At 37.7% G+C, this 19543-nt stretch carries 20 protein-coding genes and 1 other annotated feature; of the genes, 19 read left to right on the top strand and 1 reads right to left on the bottom strand.

Annotated elements, in window-relative coordinates:
* Positions 1-119: 119 nt before the first annotated feature.
* From RGU12_RS16180 to RGU12_RS16090, 19 genes are all read left to right on the top strand, one after another.
* On the top strand, positions 120-1190 hold the full coding sequence (locus tag RGU12_RS16180; RefSeq protein WP_309536983.1) for an AI-2E family transporter: 1071 nt from the start codon (positions 120-122) through the stop codon (positions 1188-1190).
* 60 nt (positions 1191-1250) lie between these two features.
* Positions 1251-1470 (top strand) — a binding site (T-box leader).
* Positions 1471-1523: 53 nt separating this feature from the next.
* Complete coding sequence (gene alaS, locus RGU12_RS16175) at positions 1524-4157, top strand: alanine--tRNA ligase (RefSeq protein WP_309536982.1); 2634 nt, start codon at positions 1524-1526, stop codon at positions 4155-4157.
* Between the two features lie 147 nt (positions 4158-4304).
* Positions 4305-4571: an IreB family regulatory phosphoprotein gene (locus tag RGU12_RS16170; protein WP_010678229.1), complete on the top strand. Its 267-nt coding sequence runs from the start codon at positions 4305-4307 to the stop codon at positions 4569-4571.
* A gap of 5 nt (positions 4572-4576) precedes the next feature.
* Positions 4577-4993, top strand: coding sequence for a Holliday junction resolvase RuvX (gene ruvX / locus RGU12_RS16165; protein ID WP_116351583.1), 417 nt, complete (start codon positions 4577-4579; stop codon positions 4991-4993).
* A 14-nt stretch (positions 4994-5007) separates the two neighbouring features.
* The gene (locus RGU12_RS16160; RefSeq protein WP_116351582.1) at positions 5008-5295 is read left to right on the top strand and encodes a DUF1292 domain-containing protein; all 288 of its coding nucleotides are present in this window, start codon (positions 5008-5010) and stop codon (positions 5293-5295) included.
* A gap of 182 nt (positions 5296-5477) precedes the next feature.
* The gene (gene mltG / locus RGU12_RS16155; RefSeq protein WP_309536981.1) at positions 5478-6617 is read left to right on the top strand and encodes an endolytic transglycosylase MltG; all 1140 of its coding nucleotides are present in this window, start codon (positions 5478-5480) and stop codon (positions 6615-6617) included.
* A 132-nt stretch (positions 6618-6749) separates the two neighbouring features.
* On the top strand, positions 6750-7400 hold the full coding sequence (locus RGU12_RS16150) for an O-methyltransferase (protein WP_309536980.1): 651 nt from the start codon (positions 6750-6752) through the stop codon (positions 7398-7400).
* Positions 7397-8326: a peptidase U32 family protein gene (locus RGU12_RS16145; protein WP_309536979.1), complete on the top strand. Its 930-nt coding sequence runs from the start codon at positions 7397-7399 to the stop codon at positions 8324-8326. Before RGU12_RS16150 ends, RGU12_RS16145 begins: the two co-directional genes overlap by 4 nt.
* Before the next feature lie 23 nt (positions 8327-8349).
* A complete protein-coding gene (locus tag RGU12_RS16140) occupies positions 8350-9627 on the top strand; it encodes a peptidase U32 family protein (protein ID WP_309536978.1) in 1278 nt (425 codons plus the stop codon).
* A gap of 1 nt (position 9628) precedes the next feature.
* A complete protein-coding gene (udk, locus tag RGU12_RS16135) occupies positions 9629-10264 on the top strand; it encodes a uridine kinase (RefSeq protein WP_116351577.1) in 636 nt (211 codons plus the stop codon).
* Between the two features lie 163 nt (positions 10265-10427).
* Positions 10428-10904: a transcription elongation factor GreA gene (gene greA / locus RGU12_RS16130; protein WP_116351576.1), complete on the top strand. Its 477-nt coding sequence runs from the start codon at positions 10428-10430 to the stop codon at positions 10902-10904.
* An 88-nt stretch (positions 10905-10992) separates the two neighbouring features.
* Positions 10993-12768, top strand: coding sequence for a peptidoglycan D,D-transpeptidase FtsI family protein (locus tag RGU12_RS16125; protein WP_309536977.1), 1776 nt, complete (start codon positions 10993-10995; stop codon positions 12766-12768).
* 87 nt (positions 12769-12855) lie between these two features.
* Complete coding sequence (locus tag RGU12_RS16120; protein ID WP_309536976.1) at positions 12856-13593, top strand: YrrS family protein; 738 nt, start codon at positions 12856-12858, stop codon at positions 13591-13593.
* Positions 13594-13744: 151 nt separating this feature from the next.
* The gene (locus tag RGU12_RS16115; RefSeq protein ID WP_309536975.1) at positions 13745-14389 is read left to right on the top strand and encodes a class I SAM-dependent methyltransferase; all 645 of its coding nucleotides are present in this window, start codon (positions 13745-13747) and stop codon (positions 14387-14389) included.
* Positions 14390-14414: 25 nt separating this feature from the next.
* Positions 14415-15119, top strand: a complete 705-nt coding sequence (gene mtnN, locus RGU12_RS16110) for a 5'-methylthioadenosine/S-adenosylhomocysteine nucleosidase (RefSeq protein ID WP_309536974.1) — start codon at positions 14415-14417, stop codon at positions 15117-15119.
* 13 nt (positions 15120-15132) lie between these two features.
* Positions 15133-16056 carry a PLP-dependent cysteine synthase family protein gene (locus RGU12_RS16105; protein WP_309536973.1) on the top strand — a complete coding sequence of 308 codons (924 nt, stop codon included), beginning with the start codon at positions 15133-15135 and terminating at the stop codon, positions 16054-16056.
* A 2-nt stretch (positions 16057-16058) separates the two neighbouring features.
* Complete coding sequence (locus RGU12_RS16100; RefSeq protein ID WP_309536972.1) at positions 16059-17192, top strand: bifunctional cystathionine gamma-lyase/homocysteine desulfhydrase; 1134 nt, start codon at positions 16059-16061, stop codon at positions 17190-17192.
* A gap of 140 nt (positions 17193-17332) precedes the next feature.
* Positions 17333-17566 (top strand): YrhC family protein, encoded by a 234-nt coding sequence (locus tag RGU12_RS16095; RefSeq protein ID WP_309536971.1) that lies wholly within the window; start codon positions 17333-17335, stop codon positions 17564-17566.
* Between the two features lie 358 nt (positions 17567-17924).
* On the top strand, positions 17925-18065 hold the full coding sequence (locus tag RGU12_RS16090) for a YrzI family small protein (protein ID WP_116351568.1): 141 nt from the start codon (positions 17925-17927) through the stop codon (positions 18063-18065).
* Between the two features lie 635 nt (positions 18066-18700).
* Here RGU12_RS16090 and sigK read toward each other — a convergent pair.
* Positions 18701-19414: an RNA polymerase sporulation sigma factor SigK gene (gene sigK, locus RGU12_RS16085; protein ID WP_309536970.1), complete on the bottom strand. Its 714-nt coding sequence runs from the start codon at positions 19412-19414 to the stop codon at positions 18701-18703.
* Between the last annotated feature and the right edge of the window lie 129 nt (positions 19415-19543).

The raw sequence follows: 19543 nt of genomic DNA, 5'->3' as shown, positions 1-19543 counted from the left end.
ACATCCTTTCGGGTATCATTTCACAAAAAAATCAGTATTTTTACAATGCAATCTGCCAACAGCTCGTCTGTATAAAACCATTTAGAATCCAAAAACTACTAGTGAGGGAGTGAGAACAGTTGAATGAAAATCGAGTCAAATGGATTTTTAGAATATCACTATTATTAATAGCGTTTTTGACAATTTATATTTTTTTAAAATTGGCTCCGATCTGGCTCCCGATTGTGTCACTCTTAAAAACATTTTTAATTCCTTTTATCATCTCTGTTTTTATCACCTATTTGCTTCATCCGATTATAGACAAACTCAACCATCGAGGGCTTCCGAAATCACTTGCTATCTTGCTTATCTATTTCCTTTTTTTCGGAGGAATTGGAATCGGAATATATAAAGGAATACCGGTGATTCTTGGGCAGCTTAGGGATCTTGCCGAAAGTTTTCCTGAATTCAGTAAAACGTACAGGGGGTGGTTAAAAGAAATCGAATCAGGAACATCACAGCTTCCAGCTTTTGTTCACGGGCAGCTTGATGATTTGCTAAATTCAGTTGAAAACTATGTAGATTATCTGCTTTCGCGGACGATTTACTTTTTAAAAGCTCTTCTCAATTCCATTTTTATAATTGCAATCATTCCGTTCATTGTTTTTTATTTGTTAAAGGACCATGACCAAATGATAAAAGCGCTTTGGTACATGACTCCAAGAAAACTTAGAAAAGCGGGGCAACTTTTTTTTCGAGATGTTGATGAGTCATTGGGGAATTATATAAGAGGGCAGCTCTTCGTATGTCTGCTTGTAGGTGCAACAGCGACCTTGGCTTTTTGGATATCTGGAATGAAGTATCCGTTGTTATTTGGAAGTATTGTTGGGGTTACAAACATTATCCCTTACTTTGGACCGATTATTGGTGCCATTCCTGCAGTCATAATTGCCGCTACAATATCAATGAAGATGGTGATTATTGTAATCATTGTCGTTTTCGGACTTCAATTTATTGAAGGAAACCTGCTGTCGCCCATTATCGTAGGAAAAAGCCTACGACTACATCCCATTGTAATTATTGCGGCACTTTTATTAGGTGGAGAAATAGGTGGGGTTGTAGGACTCATCGTCGCCGTTCCGGTTGTGGCTATTTTAAAGGTATTTATCATCCATGCCAAGCAGCATTTTACTGTTATTAATAAGGAATAGCACCAGGATTGACAAACATTTTTGACTTGAATATAATTGACAAGAAATGATGTATTACAAACGAAAACAATGAAGGAATCAGTATGTTACAGGACCATCGAACCAGAGAGGAATTTCCATGGCTGAGAGGAATTTCGGATGAAGGGTAACAGAACGCTACTCCTGAGTGTAGGAAAACCTACCGGTGAATACCGTTATCAATATACGAAGGTGATGGACGTTTCTTATTTTTTGACGTCCATAATCAGGGTGGTACCGCGAGCATACTCTCGTCCCTGTTTTTTAGGGATTAGAGTATTTTTTTATGTCTAAAATGATATTGGAGGTTATGAAATGAAACAATTAACATCAGCTCAAGTACGACAAATGTTTTTAGATTTTTTTAAATCAAAGGGGCATGCTGTTGAACCAAGTGCTTCTTTAGTTCCACATGAAGATCCATCTTTACTTTGGATCAATAGTGGTGTAGCTACATTAAAAAAATACTTCGATGGACGTGTTATTCCCGCAAACCCTAGGATTTGTAATGCACAGAAATCCATTCGTACAAATGATATTGAAAATGTAGGGAAAACAGCAAGACATCACACTTTCTTTGAAATGCTTGGAAACTTTTCAATTGGTGATTATTTCAAAGAAGAAGCAATTGAGTGGGCATGGGAATTCTTAACAAGCAAAGACTGGATTGGATTCGATCCTGAGAAACTTTCCGTTACAATCCATCCAGAAGATGATGAGGCACATAAAATTTGGAATGAAAAAATTGGAATTCCTGAAGAGCGCATTATTCGTTTAGAAGGAAACTTCTGGGATATTGGTGAAGGTCCAAGTGGTCCGAACACAGAAATATTCTTTGACCGCGGTGACGAATTTGGGAATGACCCGAATGATCCTGAATTATATCCAGGGGGAGAAAATGAACGTTATTTAGAAATCTGGAATCTTGTGTTCTCACAATTTAACCATAACCCAGACGGTACATATACTCCACTCCCTAAGAAAAATATTGATACTGGTATGGGTCTTGAAAGAATGTGCTCTGTTATTCAAAATGTGCCTACCAATTTTGACACAGACCTATTCATGCCAATTATTGAGGCAACAGAGTCCATTTCTGGTGAAAAATATGGTCAAGAAAACGAAAAAGATGAGGCATTCAAGGTTATTGCTGACCACATCCGTACAGTTACATTTGCGGTAGGTGACGGAGCACTTCCATCCAATGAAGGAAGAGGCTATGTCATTCGAAGATTATTAAGACGTGCCGTTCGTTACGCAAAAAAGATATCAATTAATCGCCCGTTTATGTATGAGCTTGTTCCTGTTGTAGGCGAAATCATGGTTGATTTTTATCCGGAAGTCAAAGAAAAAACAGAATTTATCCAAAAAGTTGTGAAAACAGAAGAGGAACGCTTCCATGAAACATTACATGATGGACTAGCTATTTTATCTACTGTTATTCAAAAGGAAAAAGCAAAAGGTAGTGACACCATTGCAGGTGTTGATGTTTTCCGTTTGTATGATACGTATGGTTTCCCTGTAGAACTTACAGAGGAATATGCTGAAGAAGAAGGCATGAAGGTGGATCACGATGGATTCGAACGCGAAATGGAAAACCAACGTGATAGAGCTAGATCTGCTCGTCAAGATGTCGATTCCATGCAAGTCCAAAGTGGTGTTCTTGGGGAAATAAAAGTAGAAAGTACGTTTGTTGGTTATGATGAACTTGAAGCACAATCAACCGTTCTTGTAATCGTAAAAGATGGAGAAGTAGTTGAGAAGGCAAATGAGGGTGAAGAAATTCAACTTATTTTAGACAAAACACCTTTCTATGCCGAGAGTGGTGGACAAATCGCTGATGAAGGTACCATTGAAAATGTAAAAACAAGGCTGATTGTGAAAGACGTTCAGAAAGCACCAAATGGTCAAAATCTTCACCGTGTTGTGATTGAAAAAGGAAGTCTAGCCAAAGGAGACCAACTACATTCCAAGGTTGACCAAGAAAACCGAGGTGGGGTTATTAAAAACCACACGGCAACACATCTTTTACATCAAGCATTAAAGGATGTCCTTGGAGTTCATGTAAACCAAGCGGGTTCACTCGTAACTTCCAATCGTTTACGCTTTGACTTCTCACATTTCGGTCAAATTAAGCCTGAAGAGCTTGAGCAAATTGAATCAATTGTGAATGAAAAAATTTGGAGCAGCATCCCTGTAAATATAGATTATAAATCCCTAACGGAAGCAAAAGCGATGGGGGCTATGGCACTATTTGGTGAGAAATATGGTGAAATTGTACGTGTCGTTCAGGTTGGCGACTATAGCTTGGAACTTTGTGGTGGTTGCCATGTACCAAACACTTCAACAATTGGGTTATTCAAGATTGTTTCTGAATCAGGTATTGGGGCAGGAACACGCCGTATCGAAGCTGTAACTGGTAAAGCAGCATACCATGTTATCAATGACCAAGTTAAAATGCTTCACGAAGCGGCGAATCTTTTAAAGACAAAGCCGGCTGAAGTTTCAAGCAGAATTGAAGCATTACAGCATGAAATTCGAAATTTACATCGTGAAAATGAATCACTTTCAGCGAAGCTTGGCAATATTGAAGCAGGTAGCCTTGTCGACAAAGCAAAAGAAATTAATGGTGCAACTGTTTTATATAGTAAGGTAAATGCCCAAGATATGAATAATCTTCGTGCAATGGTTGATGATTTAAAACAAAAGCTTGGTTCAGCAGTAATTGTTTTAGGTTCTGTAAACGATGATAAAGTAAACATAACGGCAGGAGTAACAAAGGACTTGATTGAAAAAGGCTTCCATGCTGGAAAACTAATTAAGGAAGTTGCAACTCGATGTGGCGGTGGTGGCGGTGGCCGCCCGGATATGGCCCAAGCAGGTGGTAAAAATCCAGACCAGCTTGAATCAGCATTGCAATTTGTAGAAGAATGGGTAAAAAATATCTAAAAATCAACAAATTTGTATCATCCTAGGTGTAAGGATGATACAAATTGTCACTTCTTGTTTCTATTTAGTTGTGATTAGTGTACAATGAATGGTAAGATTTACATGCCCGGATTCAAACATCAGAATCTAAAGAGTGAGGTGCAGAACTTGAGCTCATTTGATAAAACAATGAAATTCAACTTTCCAGAGGAACCAGTTGAAACAAATGTAAATGAAGTATTATTCAATGTCTATGATGCTCTTCAAGAAAAAGGATATAATCCAATCAATCAAATTGTTGGATATTTATTATCTGGAGACCCTGCATATATTCCACGTCATAATGACGCGAGGAATATTATCCGCAAGCTTGAACGAGATGAAATAATTGAGGAGCTAGTTAAATCATACTTAAAGATCCATCGTGAGGGGTAAAACGAATGAGGATTCTCGGTTTAGACGTCGGCTCAAAAACAGTCGGTGTCGCCGTCAGTGATGAAATGGGCTGGACTGCTCAAGGCATTGAAACAATTAAGATCAATGAAGAACGTCAGCAGTTTGGTTTAGAACGCCTTGGCGAAATCATCAAGGATTATGAGGTAGAATCGGTTGTTATCGGTTTACCGAAAAATATGAATGGGACAATTGGACCTCGTGGCGAGGCCAGTCAGCATTTTGCTAATATGGTTAATGAGAAATTTGGATTGCCGGTTGTTTTATGGGACGAGCGTCTTTCAACAGTAGCAGCCGAACGAGTCTTATTATCCGCAGATGTAAGTCGAAAAAAGAGAAAGCAAGTAATCGATAAAATGGCCGCGGTCATGATTCTTCAGGGGTATCTAGATAGTAAAAATTAATGAGGTGGATTTACATGGAACATGGTGAAAAGCAAATAACGGTAATTGATGAACAAGGAAATGAAATTCTTTGTGAAGTATTATTTACATTCGAGTCAGAAGAATTTGGAAAGTCTTATGTCCTATATTATCCAGTTAGTGATGAAAATGAGGATGAAGAAGATATCGAGATTCACGCATCAAGCTTTAGCCCATCTGAGGATGGAGAAGATGGAGAACTTCAACCTATTGAAACAGAAGAAGAATGGGATCTAGTTGAAGAAATGTTAAATACATTCCTTGATGAAGAAGGAGAAGAATAAAACAGCCGCGCGCTGTTTTTTCTTTTTCCCAAAAACATCTCCCCATATAGCCCTCAACTACTTAAAAACAACTAGATTTTTTAGAAAAAACTACAAAATTCTAGTGAATTCTTTCCTAAAATTGACGAATTAGATAAAAAAATGTAGTATAATAATTCGAGTGAGGGGAGGATTTACAATAGATGTCAGATAACGATTCGAAAAAAGAGTTATACAAAAAGAATCTGCAAGAACGGCATAGTGAAGCCAAAACAATCCGTAAGATCGTATTCATCATTTTTATCATATTACTAGTAGCTATATCTGGAATAATCGGCGGAGGCTATTTATATATAAAATCAGCACTTGAGCCAGTAGACCCTACAAACAAAGAACCTGTCGAGGTTACTATCCCAATCGGTTCATCACCATCAGCAATCGCCCGTATTCTTGAGGAACATGAAGTTGTAAAAAATGCAAAGGTATTTCGTTACTACACAAAGTTTAAAAATGAATCTGGTTTTCAGGCTGGGGAATATACACTTAATCAATCTATGAACTTTGATGAAATTATTGAAAGTTTGAAATCCGGAATTTTCATGGGTGAACCTGTTTTTAAAATGGTAATCCCAGAAGGAAAACAGCTTGAGGAAATTGCAACAATTATTGCTGAACAAACAGGCTATACAAAAGAGGAAGTCATCAATAAAATGGATGATACTGAGTATGTTCGTAATCTAATCAGTAAATATCCAAGCATCTTAACGGAAGAAATATTAAACGAGGATATTAAGCATCCCCTTGAAGGATATTTATTCCCTGCTACCTATCCGTTTTTCGAGAAAAAGCCGTCAATTGAATCAATTGTCGAAACAATGCTAGATCAAACGGAAAAAATTCTCGTAAAATATGTAGGGCTTATGGAAGGAAATAAGTATATTGATTCAACTCATAAACTATTAACCATGGCTTCATTAATAGAGGAAGAAGCGACAGCACAAACAGATCGTGAGACAATTTCTAGCGTGTTTTATAATCGTTTAGATACTGATATGCCACTTCAAACAGACCCGACTGTTCTTTATGCATTAGGAGAGCATAAGAAGCGCGTACTATACGATCATCTTGAAGTGAATTCACCGTTTAACACGTATAAAATTAAAGGTTTAACACCAGGTCCGATTGCCAATGCCGGAGAATCATCTTTATCAGCGGCACTAAACCCTGCTGAAACAGATTTTCTATACTTCCTAGCAGCCCCAACAGGGGAAGTATATTACTCGAAGACATTGGAAGAACATAATGCAAAAAAAGCACAATATATTACGAATCAACAAGAGTAACGTTTCCAGGGAACGCAATATGGCGTTCCCTTTTCTTTTATGATAAAATAAACTTTGCAAAATTATTATCATACAAAAACAAAAAAACTATATTATATCCGACACCACCATATTGAAATGGAGGTTTTTTTCTTGTTATCAAGTAAAATAACCCAATATTTAGAAGCCCTGCTTCCAAAAAGGAACGAAATCGTTGAAGAAATTGAACATTATGCTAAAGAAAATAATGTACCAATTATGGAACTAGTAGGCATTGAAACAATGCTTCAAATACTGCGAATATCTCAACCAAAGCAAATTCTCGAGATTGGTACTGCGATTGGTTATTCTGCAATACGGATGGCACAGGCACTACCTGGAACTAAAATCGTATCTCTTGAGAGGGACGCAGAACGATATGAAAAAGCCGTTGAAAACATTGAACGGACTGGTACAAGCTCCCAAATAGAAGTGATTTTTGGAGATGCTCTAGAAGTTGCAGACGAAATAAAAAAACATGGTGAATTTGATTGTATTTTTATTGATGCAGCAAAAGGCCAATATCGACATTTTTTTGACATCTATGAAAAATGTCTTTCAAAGGATGGCTTAATTGTCACTGATAATGTACTATTTAAAGGGCTTGTGGCGGAGGAAGAAATCGAGAATAAAAGAATTCGAAATCTCGTAACAAAGATTAAATCGTATAACGAGTGGCTCCTCGCACACCCAGATTATCAAACGACCATCTTACCCGTAGGGGATGGGGTTGCATTAAGTAAAAGAAGAGGTGTTAAGGAATGAAGAAACCAGAACTTCTGGTCACGCCTATATGTGTAGAAGATATTGAACCATTGATACAGGCTGGGGCAACAGCGTTTATAATAGGTGAACAACGATATGGGTTACGTCTTGCAGGGGAATTTAATCGAGAGAAAATCGTTCAAGCGGTTGAAATTGCCCATGCTCACGATGCAAAAATCTATGTTGCGATGAATGCCATTTACCATAATGAAAAAGTGGATGAGTTAGCAGACTATATCGCATTCTTACGGGATAGTAAAATAGATGCAATTGTGTTTGGGGACCCAGCAGTACTAATGACTGTCCGTGAGGTTGCACCGGAAATGAAGCTTCACTGGAATACTGAAACGACTGCGACAAACTGGTATACATGTAATTACTGGGGAAGAAAAGGTGCAAAGCGTGCCGTGCTTGCTCGTGAATTAAATATGGATGCAATTGTTGAAATAAAAGAAAATGCCGAGGTTGAAATTGAGGTTCAAGTACATGGCATGATGTGTATGTTCCAATCAAAGCGATCACTAGTTGGAAACTATTTTGAATATCAAGGCAATGTGATGGAAATCGAAAACCGCAAAAAAGAAAAAGATATGTTCTTATTTGACAAAGAGCGTAACAATAAATACCCGGTTTTTGAAGATGAAAATGGTACACATATTATGAGCCCGAATGATGTTTGTATTATCGACGAATTGGAAGAAATGATTGATGCTGGCGTTGACAGCTTTAAGATCGAAGGAATTTTAAAATCGTCTGAATATCTCCTTGAAGTAACCAAAATTTATCGAAAAGCAATAGACTTATGTGTAGAAAATCGGGATGAATATGAGGACATCAAGGATGATCTATTAGCGCAACTTGAAGTACTTCAACCAATCAATCGGCCACTAGACACAGGTTTCTACTTTAAAGAAACGGTCTACTGATTAGACAAAGAGGAGGAAAATGCATGTCAACAGCAGTTGAAAGAGAACCAATTTCAAAAATAGTAGACGGCAAACGTGTAATTATCAAGAAGCCAGAATTGCTTGCACCTGCAGGTAACCTGGAAAAATTAAAAATTGCTGTTCACTATGGTGCAGATGCTGTTTTTATTGGTGGTCAAGAATATGGACTACGTTCCAACGCTGATAATTTTACACTAGAAGAAATCGCAGAAGGTGTAGAATTCGCTAACAAATATGGTGCCAAAATCTATGTGACTACAAATATATATGCCCATAACGAAAACATGGATGGAATAGATGAATATCTAATGGGGCTTGAAAAAGCTGGAGTTTCAGGTATCATCGTAGCAGACCCTCTTATTATTGAAACATGTAAACGAGTCGCTCCAAAAATGGAAGTACATCTAAGCACACAGCAATCCCTCTCCAACTGGAAGGCTGTTCAATTTTGGAAGGAAGAAGGGTTAGAACGTGTCGTACTAGCACGTGAAACGAGTGCTGAAGAGATTAAAGAAATGAAGGAAAAAGTCGATATCGAAATCGAAACATTCGTACATGGTGCTATGTGTATTGCTTATTCTGGTCGTTGTACATTAAGTAATCATATGACAGCTCGCGATTCCAACCGTGGTGGCTGCTGCCAGTCATGCAGATGGGATTACGATTTATTCAAACTAGATGAAAATGAAAATGAAGTAGCCCTATTTGATGAGAAGGACGCCCCTTTTGCGATGAGTCCAAAAGACTTAAAGCTTATTGAATCAATTCCACGAATGATTGAATTGGGAATTGACAGTTTGAAAATTGAAGGACGAATGAAATCGATTCACTATATCGCAACGGTAGTAAGTGTTTATCGAAAAGTGATTGATGCATATAGTGCCGACCCTGACAATTTTGTCATCAATAAAGAGTGGCTTAAAGAGCTTGATAAATGTGCGAATCGTGAGACTGCGCCTGCCTTCTTTGAAGGAGTTCCTGGTGTAAAAGAACAAATGTATGGCACTCATAGTAAAAAAACAACTTATGATTTTGCTGGTCTGGTGTTAGACTATGATAAGGAATCAGGGATTGTAACGTTACAGCAGCGAAATTACTTTAAAAAAGGAGACCAGGTTGAGTTTTTCGGCCCTGAAATTGATAACTTTACACAAACAGTTGAGGCGATTTGGGATGAGGACGGAAACGAGATTGATGCTGCAAAACATCCATTGCAAATTGTTTCGTTTAAAGTAGACAAGCCTGTATATCCGAAAAACATGATGCGAAAGGGGAAGTAAGATGAGCAAGAAGCCAATTGTCATTGGCATTGCTGGAGGCTCAGGATCTGGAAAAACAAGTGTATCAAAAGCCATATTTGAGCATTTTACGGGTCACTCAATCTTAATGATCGAGCAAGATTCATATTATAAAGATCAAAGCCATATGCCTTTTCAAGAAAGATTAAATACAAATTATGACCATCCGTTAGCTTTTGATAATGATTTACTCATTGAACATATTAAAAATCTTCTTGATTACAAAGGTATAAGTAAGCCGGTTTATGACTATAAATTTCATACAAGGTCTTCTGAAGTCATTCACGTTGAACCAAAGGATGTTATTATTTTAGAGGGAATTCTCGTTCTTGAAGATGAGCGACTACGAGATTTAATGGATATAAAGCTATTCGTTGACACAGATGCCGATATCCGTATTATCCGGAGAATGCTACGGGATATTAAAGATCGTGGTCGAACGTTGGAATCTGTTATTGAGCAATATGAAACGGTGGTCCGTCCAATGCATAATCAATTCTGTGAACCAACGAAGCGATATGCTGACATCATCATCCCTGAAGGTGGGCAAAATCACGTTGCAATTGACTTAATGGTAACAAAAATTCAAACTATTCTTGAACAAAATGTCATTTTGTAATAACATAACAGAGAAAACGATGTTATGATAGTACAAATTATAAGGAAAGGAATGGTAGAAATTCCCTGCCATTCCTTTCCTTACTATACTAAAAAGAAAACAATTCGTACTACATATGTAAAGCAATCACAGGGGGATTGTAACGACTACAAGGAGTGAAGGGATTATGGTAGAGAAAGTATTTCCAATGACATTAGAAGGAAAACAAAAATTAGAGCAGGAATTAGAACATTTAAAAACAGTAAAGCGTAAAGAAGTTGTAGAGCGTATTAAAATAGCAAGAAGTTTTGGAGATCTTTCTGAGAACTCAGAGTATGATTCAGCGAAGGATGAACAAGCATTTGTTGAAGGACGTATTACAACAATTGAAAATATGATTCGAAATGCAAAAATTATTGAAGAAGATGCTGACAGCGCTGGTAAGGTTTCATTAGGAAAAACAGTAACCTTTATTGAGCTTCCGGATGGGGAAGAAGAAACCTACACGATTGTGGGAAGTGCCGAAGCCGATCCGTTTGAAGGTAAAATTTCAAATGACTCTCCAATCGCAAAAAGCCTACTTGGAAAACATGTTGGAGAGAAAGTAACGGTTCAAACTCCAGGTGGAGATATGCTTGTTGAAATCACAAAAATTGACTAATATTGTCACTTTTACATGGATTTTGAACAATCTCTATAGGTATAAATAGTATGACACCTCGTCGAAACTGTAGACGAGGTGTTTTTCTATGGTAATTAAAAAACGTGCAATTATCATCATAATCGTTATCCTTTTAACTTTAACAGGGTTAATCGGCAGACTTATGCAATTGCAACTCGTGAGTACTGAATCCTTTACGAATCATGATATAAATTTAATTGAAGCGAGTGTATCGCAGCGAACACAAGAACTTGTAATAGACCAAGGCCGTGGGCGATTTATCGACCGCAATAAAAAAGCATTAACCCATGAGTATTATCCAACACTTGTATTGTTTCCTTTTTTAAAAAACATTGAATGGCCAGCAGAGCAAGTCGCAGAAATCGTAAATGTTTCCGCAACTACCTTAAAAAAAGAAATTGAGGATGCAAAAAAACCGGTAATCGTTGGTGGAGACAAGCCCATAGAATTAACTGAAACGCAAATGAACAAAATTAACAATCTCCAAATTCCAGGTGTCTTTGCGGTCCATCGTCAATATGAACTTGATCATGATATTGCAGAACATTTAATTGGGCTAATAAGAGAGAATAAGGATTTATTCCAAAAGCGTTATCCTGAGAAAACCTATTTACCTCAGAATACAAAACTAGGAATTACTGGTTTGCAATCTACGTTTGATGAATTCCTTTTGCCGGAAGGAGAGGCGAAACTTTTATATCATGTGGCAGGGGACGGTGGACCTTTATTTGGCATTGATGTTAAATACACAGCGCCAGCAAATCCATATTACCCGGTCGCCATTCAAACAACCTTGGATAAAGATTTACAACTTTTGGCGGAAGAAATTCTTGATAAGAATGGTTTGAAAAAAGGCGGAATTGTCCTGCTTGATGTAGAATCCAATGATCTACTTGCCATGGTTAGTAAACCAGATATTAATTCGTCTAATCCGTTTGAGGATGGCAGTGCCCAAAATCAAATGATCATGCCACAATTCCCTGGTTCTGTCTTTAAGACGGTAATTGCTGCAGCTGCAATCGAACAACAGCAAATCTCAAATGATAGAATGTTTAATTGCGACAAAGATTTGTATGGGGAAGGGCAAGCCGAATATCCACATGGGATGCTAAATTTCCATAACAGCTTTGCAAAAAGCTGTAATTACACATTTGCTACCCTGGCGCAAGAGATGTTACAGAAGGACCAAGATGTAATTGAACAGTATTCCGAAATGCTGGGCTTACTTGGACCAGTTGGCTGGAATGGCGATGTGTTTCGTTTTCAGGATTTCAAGCAGATTCCAAATGAATATAATGGTCGAATTTGGACGGATGAAAAGGATAAAAATGTTCAGAAGGCGATTGCCCAGACTGCGATTGGGCAAAAGGATGTGAGGGTCACACCATTAGGTATCGCGAATATGATGGCAACCATTGCACGGGGAGGTTCAAAAAAAGAAGTTCGAACTGTTAGTGATGTGTTATATAAAAACGGTACAACCTTATTTTCTTTTTCAAAACAGGACATGGAAGGACCGAAGATTGCTCCCTATACAGCTAGCAGACTCCAGGAATTGCTTCGTGGAGTGGTTACATCTGGAACTGGACAACGGTTTTCCGACCTCCCTTATCAAGTGGCCGGTAAATCAGGAACAGCTGAAACAGGAAAAAAACAAGGAGAAGTTGGCCTTGTTAACAGTTGGTTTGCCGGATATTTTCCGTTTGAAAGTCCTAAATACGCACTTGTAGTAGTCGATTTGGAGCAGGCAGGCTCTCAGTCTGTGGCCAATTCAATCTTTTATGAAATTGTCAAAGGAATATATCAAATTGAACAGGAAAAAGGTACCAAATCGAACGACTAATAAAGAAATCTCTTCAACCTTTCGTTCACACATGCTAGAATAAGAAGATAGTTGAATGAGTAAGTCGTTTTTAGGAGGTACTGTAAAATGGGGTATGATTTAGACAAACTATATGAAGGGCCTCGATCAGAAAGAAGAGCGAAACGAAAAAAGGTAAATCGGATTTTAAATATTTTAATTGTCCTTGTTGTGGTTTTGATTGTCTTTTTTGGTGGAAAGCTCATTTTTGGAGACAAAAATGTAGATGAATCGGTGTCTTCAAATCAAACGAACCAACCCGCAGACAATGAGGGAAAAGCGGCCTCGGATGATTCACAGGACAAAGAGCAAGAAAAAGAACAAACAACTGACAAACCGGATGATCAAACATCAAAGGAAAAATCCACTGAGGAAACGAACAATGAGCAAAAAGAACCAGAATCTGATGATGCTGTTGTTGAAACAGAGGGTGACCCGGAATCAAATATCTTGAAATCAATTGTTAATTCAGCGTGGAAACCAATTGGTACTACACAGGCGGAGCCTCATAGTATTGATTATACGAAAGACTCGGTTGACCGAAATGAAATGGAGATGGCCGCAAGTTATGCAACTGGTTTTGATCGTTCAGATATGGTCGTTTGGTGGTTAGGAAGAAATGGAGAAAATTCCATTACTGCAACTGTCTCTTCAAAAACTACAAAACAAGTTCAAAAAGTTTACTTAGATTGGATTCCGAATGAAGGATGGAAACCAACAAAAATTGAAGAATTAAAGGAAAATGACACTCCGACATACAAAGACTATAAAAAATCAGAACCTGATGAAAATGAAGATAATGATTAATTAAAACGTAGGTAATCCTGCGTTTTTTTTTGCCTTTTTTTAAAGAAGATGAATTGAAAAAATAAGATGAATATGGTAAATTGAGAACAGTTCTTTTTTAAATTCATAGTATACTGATAGGAATAATATATTATGGTGGAGAGTGAGAAAAATGGGGCGAGAGTTTTTAGAGGTTTTTGAAGGTTGGGCAAACTCATATGATCACACAGTAACTGGAAATGATGTGGAATATCAGGAAGTATTTTTACGATATGACGATATTCTAAATGATGTTGTACAAAAATCTGGTCACACCGTTTTGGAGTTTGGAGTGGGTACTGGCAACCTTACTCAAAAACTACTTGATGAGAATAAGAAAGTATATGGTATTGAACCCTCCGTACCCATGCGAGAAATTGCGAAGGAAAAGCTTCAAAACTATTCTCTAACAATTGAAGATGGGGATTTTATCGATTTTAAAAAACCTAATGATAGTATTGATACAATCGTTAGTACGTACGCCTTCCACCACTTAAATGATAGCGAGAAAAACCAGGCTTTTTCCCAATATAGAAACATCCTTGGAAAAGGTGGTAAAATAGTGTTTGCGGATACGATGTTCGAAAATAAACAAGAATATACAATGACGATTGAGTCCGCAACACAAAAAGGCTTCTTGAATCTAGCAAATGATTTAGAAACGGAATATTACACAACTATTCCTGTTTTAAAAGAAATTGCAAAACAAAATGGTTTTATCGTTGAATTTACACGTTTTAATCATTTTGTATGGGTGATGGAGGCGACAAAACAGTAAAAAAAATGAAAGGTGATACGTACTTATGAAAGTAGCAATTATCGGAGCAATGGATGAAGAAGTAACCATTTTACGGGAGAAAATTGAAAATAAACAGGAAACTACAATTGCTGGAAGTGTGTTCTACACTGGAACCCTCAATGGCTATGATGTGATTTTACTTAAGTCTGGGATCGGTAAAGTGAATGCCGCAATTTCAACAACGATTTTATTATCACAATTCAAACCAGATTATGTGGTGAATACCGGTTCAGCAGGTGGGCACTTAAAAACTCTTAATGTAGGTGACATTGTAATTTCATCAGAGGTTAGACATCATGATGTAGATGTTACTGCTTTTGATTATGAATATGGGCAAGTACCAGGGTTGCCTGCTGCCTTTAAAGCGGATCAAAAACTAATTGAGTTAGCCGAAAAAAGTGGTGAAGGAATCACAGATGTACAGGTTGTAACTGGATTAATTGCAACAGGTGATTCCTTTATGAATGACCCTGAACGTGTTTCGTTTGTTAGTCAAAAATTTGGTGATTTATATGCAGTGGAAATGGAAGCAGCGGCGGTGGCACAGGTATGTCATCAATTTGATGTGCCATTTGTTGTCATTCGTGCCTTATCTGATATTGCAGGTAAAGAATCAGATGTGTCGTTTGAACAGTTCCTGCAAACCGCTGCAGTAAATTCTTCTAAAGTTGTAGAACGAATGGTAGAGGAAATAAATAGATCAAAGTAACGGAGGATTTGTCATGCAAGTGTATCGAAATGTCCATGAGCTAATCGGAAATACTCCGATAGTAGAAATTACGAAATTTCCATTACGAAATGGGGTTCGTCTTTTTGCAAAGCTTGAATTCTTTAATCCCGGCGGAAGTATCAAGGATCGATTAGGAGTCGAACTTCTTCAACATGCTTTTGCAACAGGTCAGTTAACCGAAGGAGGAACAGTCATTGAACCTACTGCTGGGAATACTGGGATTGGACTTGCACTTGCAGCAATCAACCGCAATGTTAAAGTGATTCTTTGTGTACCAGAGAAGTTTTCCACTGAAAAACAAGAATTGATGAAGGCATTAGGGGCAACCGTCATCAATACGCCAACAGAGGCCGGGATGACGGGTGCGATTGAGAAGGCTAACGAGCTTCTTAATGAAATACCAAATTCCTATTGTCCACAGCAATTTGCAAACCCAGCAAATCCAGATACGTATTATAAAACGATTGGACCTGAAATTTGGCAGCAGCTTGAGGGACAAATTGATATGTTTGTAGCTGGTGCCGGGACAGGTGGGACGTTTATGGGGACAGCGAAGTATCTAAAAGAAATGAATCACTCCATAAAAACAGTGATTGTTGAGCCCGTTGGATCCATTTTAAATGGTGGTGAATCTGGACCACATAAAACGGAAGGGATTGGCATGGAATTTCTTCCAGGCTATATGGATACGTCCTATTTCGATTCCATTCACACCATTTCGGATGAGGATGCTTTTAACCGGGTGAAGGAAATGGCACGTTTGGAAGGATTGCTTGTTGGTAGTTCATCCGGTGCTGCCCTTCATGCGGCATTAATAGAAGCAGAACAAGCAAAGCCTGGATCACACATCCTTGTGATCTTTCCGGATAGCAGTGAGCGTTATTTAAGCAAAAAAATATATGAAGGTGGGATATAGGAATGAAACGTAAAACGTTACTTATCCACGGTGGAGTAGGCGAGGATCCACAGACTGGTGCAGTTAATACACCAATTTACCAAGTTAGTACGTATAAACAAGAAGGAATCGGCGGTCATAAGGGGTTTGAATACTCACGAACTGGAAATCCAACTAGACATGCCCTGGAAGAATTGATAAAGGATATAGAAGGTGGAGAAAGAGGATTTGCTTTTGGCTCTGGTATGGCTGCAATCACGGCTGTAATGATGTTGTTTAACAGCGGTGACCATGTCATTTTAACGGATGATGTATACGGTGGAACATATCGAGTGATGACAAAAGTTCTTAACCGCTTAGGCATTGATTCAACTTTTGTTGATACAAGCAACCTTGAAAATATTGAAGGTGAAATTCGTGAAAATACGAGAGCAATTTATATCGAATCACCAACAAATCCGTTATTAAAAATTACAGATATTAAGGGTGCTGCTGAAATTGCCAAAAAGCAAAATCTTTTAACCATTGTAGATAACACCTTTAGCACTCCATATTGGCAAAATCCAATTGCACTTGGTGCCGATATCGTACTACACAGTGCAACTAAATATATTGGTGGGCACAGCGATGTAGTCGCAGGTCTTGTTGTTGTAAATTCAGCAAAATTAGGTGAGGACTTACACTTTGTTCAAAACTCAACAGGTGGGGTACTTGGTCCTCAGGATTCTTGGTTATTGATTCGTGGGATACGCACACTGGGAGTCCGGATGGAGGAGCATGAAGAAAACACACGAAAAATTGTGGATTTCCTACAAAACCATCCTGCGGTTAAAAAGGTGTTCTATCCGGGTATAGAGACACATCCAAATCATGCAATCGCTAAGGCTCAAGCAAAAGGGTTTGGTGGAATGGTTTCCTTTGATGTTGGGAGTGCTGAGAATGCTGATAAGCTACTAAGTAAGGTTAAATACTTTACTTTGGCAGAAAGCCTTGGGGCTGTTGAAAGCTTAATCTCTGTTCCAGCAAAAATGACACATGCTTCTATTCCAAAAGATCGTAGAGAAGAACTAGGTATAGGTGATGGACTTGTCCGTATATCAGTAGGTTTAGAAGATGCCGAAGACCTAATTGAAGATCTTGAACAAAGCTTACAATAATAAAGTGCTGCCTCTAGCCTAAATCCAGGTTGGAGGTTTATTTTTGTTGAATGATACTGCTAAAATTTACATTCTGCTCGCACTTTCAATGTATGTTATCATAGGATGGAAGTTTACTAGTTAGGTAGGTGTGATTCAAGATGGATCGAGATAAACAATATAAAAACCTGCGTAATAAAATTAAAGATTTCACCAATTACGGTTACATCCTTCTTGTGCTAAGTGTATTTTTATATATCGGTGTTCTCATACCGGAGGAACGTTCTCCGTATCAAATTTATATAATGATGGGTTCAACATTCATTCTTTTATGCTTGGCGTTTACCTTTTTCTTATTAGTTACTAAATATAAAAAACAATTCGAAGAACAATAGTCCTTCACCTAAATTTAAGGTGAAGGATTTTTTTTACAAAAAAAGTGTTTACATAAGCAGCAATATTGGTTATAATTACCACAGTAGGAAAAAATTAATTCTAAAAGGAGGTCGAATAAAATGATGAAAGTATCTATTGACATGACAAACACAAAAACTTTATATGTAACAATCTATTCGACCATACCGGTGATTAATTTTTAATTTTAAAGATACGTTAATCATGCCACAGGTGGAATAGTTCGCCTGTGGCTTTATTATGCCATTTAACGCCACAGGACTAGTATGCCTGTGGCCTTTTTATGTCTTTTTTCCTACAGAGATTTACCCGATTTATTAATTAAGGAGGTGAAAAATAATGACCATCAATTTATTCTTTTTAACGATCTCCATATCAAAGCGTGAAAAATCAATTGAAGAGTATCAACGTGAGGAAAGAGTCAATAAGCTTATGGAAGAAATGAAGGAACGTCAATATTCAATGATGCGCTTATTCTAATCAACAAAAAATAAAAGGAAGAGAGGAGAATGAAAATGTTAATGAAAATCTGTCCGATTGTAGCTTGGTTATCTGTGGAGAAGGATTCCACCTAACGAATTTGAATGATAGGAGGAGTTACGAATGCTATCGGTTCATGTACTGATTTTTACTATTTTATTTACAAAGCATAATAAATAGTCAGCAATAGGGGCGCCAACTAGGGCGCCCTTTTGCTTTGTATGAATGCCTTAATTTTGTCAAATTTCTTTAACACAATGTTCAAAAGTGGATAACGTTTACACAGTATGTAAGTGGTAAAGTAAAAGTAAGAAGTACATCTCTTTGATGGAGGATGATAAAGATGTTTATGATCGTTATGGGGATTGTGATCACGTCTGTTATTGCAATAATTATTGGAACTGAAGTAAGTGTTGATTTATAAAATAAAGTAAACAGTGGATTGCAAATAAATGTGCAATCCACCGTTTTTTATAAGATTAGAAAGTATAAAATTTTTACGTAGTTTTCGATGTCTAGCTCCAGGCGCCATCGGCTCTTTGGTCTAAGACAATCGCTTTGGAAGGCAAAATGCGCCTTCTGTCAGCGCTCGTCTTATGCTTGTCGCCGATAGGCGGGCGCGCTTAGCGCTTTTCTTATGATCTTCTTTTTTCTTTCTCGGCCCGATAAAACTCATGGAACATTTTCATCAAGGCACGCTTTTCAATGCGTGATACATAGCTTCTTGAGATGCCCAACTCTTTTGCAATCTCACGTTGTGTTTTTTCCTTTGATAAATCAAGTCCAAACCTACCCACAATGACCTCTTTTTCTCTGTCATCAAGAACATCAATATATTCTTTGATTTTCTCAAGCTCCATATTTAATTGGATTGTTTCAATCACATCTTCTGTTTCTGATTTCAGAACATCAATTAAACTAATTTCATTGCCTTCTTTATCCTGACCAATCGGATCATGCAGAGAAACATCCTTTTTCGTCTTCTTTAAAGCTCTTAGGTGCATCAGGATTTCGTTTTCTATACAGCGTGCAGCATACGTAGCTAATTTTGTTCCTTTACCTTGAGAATAGCTTTCGATTGCCTTAATTAACCCTATGGTTCCAATTGAAATCAGATCCTCTGTGTCCTCACCGGTGTTTTCGAATTTTTTAACTATATGAGCGACCAACCTTAAATTATGTTCAATCAACACATTCCGAGCATGTTCATTCCCCTCGGCCAATAATTGTAAGTATTTCTTCTCATCAGAAGATGATAACGGTTGAGGAAAAGCATTATTTTTCACATAGGATACTAAAAATAATAATTCTTTTACAAAATAGCCTAATGCTGCTAACAGTCCAGACATTCGCTCACCTCCACATAAATCGTAGTGTATGTATGTTTATTACACTACATGCTCTAGGCATTTGCCCATTACTTAATGTTATGAGGAAAGGTGCTTGCTTGTGTCTGTCCGATAGAAAAAAGCTGATGA

It is taken from the genome of Ferdinandcohnia sp. QZ13, assembly GCF_031324165.1.
Classification (GTDB): domain Bacteria; phylum Bacillota; class Bacilli; order Bacillales; family Bacillaceae_L; genus Ferdinandcohnia.
Note: the sequence above shows the minus strand (reverse complement) of the source record. Positions and strands in the feature narration are given on the sequence as shown.

What these genes read in the sequence shown, in the direction of transcription:
- alaS (WP_309536982.1), top strand. Translation starts at nt 1,524, where the DNA reads ATGAAACAATTAACATCAGCTCAAGTACGACAAATGTTTTTAGATTTT.
- ruvX (WP_116351583.1), top strand. Translation starts at nt 4,577, where the DNA reads ATGAGGATTCTCGGTTTAGACGTCGGCTCAAAAACAGTCGGTGTCGCC.
- RGU12_RS16160 (WP_116351582.1), top strand. Translation starts at nt 5,008, where the DNA reads ATGGAACATGGTGAAAAGCAAATAACGGTAATTGATGAACAAGGAAAT.
- mltG (WP_309536981.1), top strand. Translation starts at nt 5,478, where the DNA reads ATGTCAGATAACGATTCGAAAAAAGAGTTATACAAAAAGAATCTGCAA.
- RGU12_RS16145 (WP_309536979.1), top strand. Translation starts at nt 7,397, where the DNA reads ATGAAGAAACCAGAACTTCTGGTCACGCCTATATGTGTAGAAGATATT.
- RGU12_RS16140 (WP_309536978.1), top strand. Translation starts at nt 8,350, where the DNA reads ATGTCAACAGCAGTTGAAAGAGAACCAATTTCAAAAATAGTAGACGGC.
- udk (WP_116351577.1), top strand. Translation starts at nt 9,629, where the DNA reads ATGAGCAAGAAGCCAATTGTCATTGGCATTGCTGGAGGCTCAGGATCT.
- RGU12_RS16125 (WP_309536977.1), top strand. Translation starts at nt 10,993, where the DNA reads ATGGTAATTAAAAAACGTGCAATTATCATCATAATCGTTATCCTTTTA.
- RGU12_RS16120 (WP_309536976.1), top strand. Translation starts at nt 12,856, where the DNA reads ATGGGGTATGATTTAGACAAACTATATGAAGGGCCTCGATCAGAAAGA.
- RGU12_RS16115 (WP_309536975.1), top strand. Translation starts at nt 13,745, where the DNA reads ATGGGGCGAGAGTTTTTAGAGGTTTTTGAAGGTTGGGCAAACTCATAT.
- mtnN (WP_309536974.1), top strand. Translation starts at nt 14,415, where the DNA reads ATGAAAGTAGCAATTATCGGAGCAATGGATGAAGAAGTAACCATTTTA.
- RGU12_RS16105 (WP_309536973.1), top strand. Translation starts at nt 15,133, where the DNA reads ATGCAAGTGTATCGAAATGTCCATGAGCTAATCGGAAATACTCCGATA.
- RGU12_RS16100 (WP_309536972.1), top strand. Translation starts at nt 16,059, where the DNA reads ATGAAACGTAAAACGTTACTTATCCACGGTGGAGTAGGCGAGGATCCA.
- RGU12_RS16095 (WP_309536971.1), top strand. Translation starts at nt 17,333, where the DNA reads ATGGATCGAGATAAACAATATAAAAACCTGCGTAATAAAATTAAAGAT.
- RGU12_RS16090 (WP_116351568.1), top strand. Translation starts at nt 17,925, where the DNA reads ATGACCATCAATTTATTCTTTTTAACGATCTCCATATCAAAGCGTGAA.
- sigK (WP_309536970.1), bottom strand. Translation starts at nt 19,414, where the DNA reads ATGTCTGGACTGTTAGCAGCATTAGGCTATTTTGTAAAAGAATTATTA.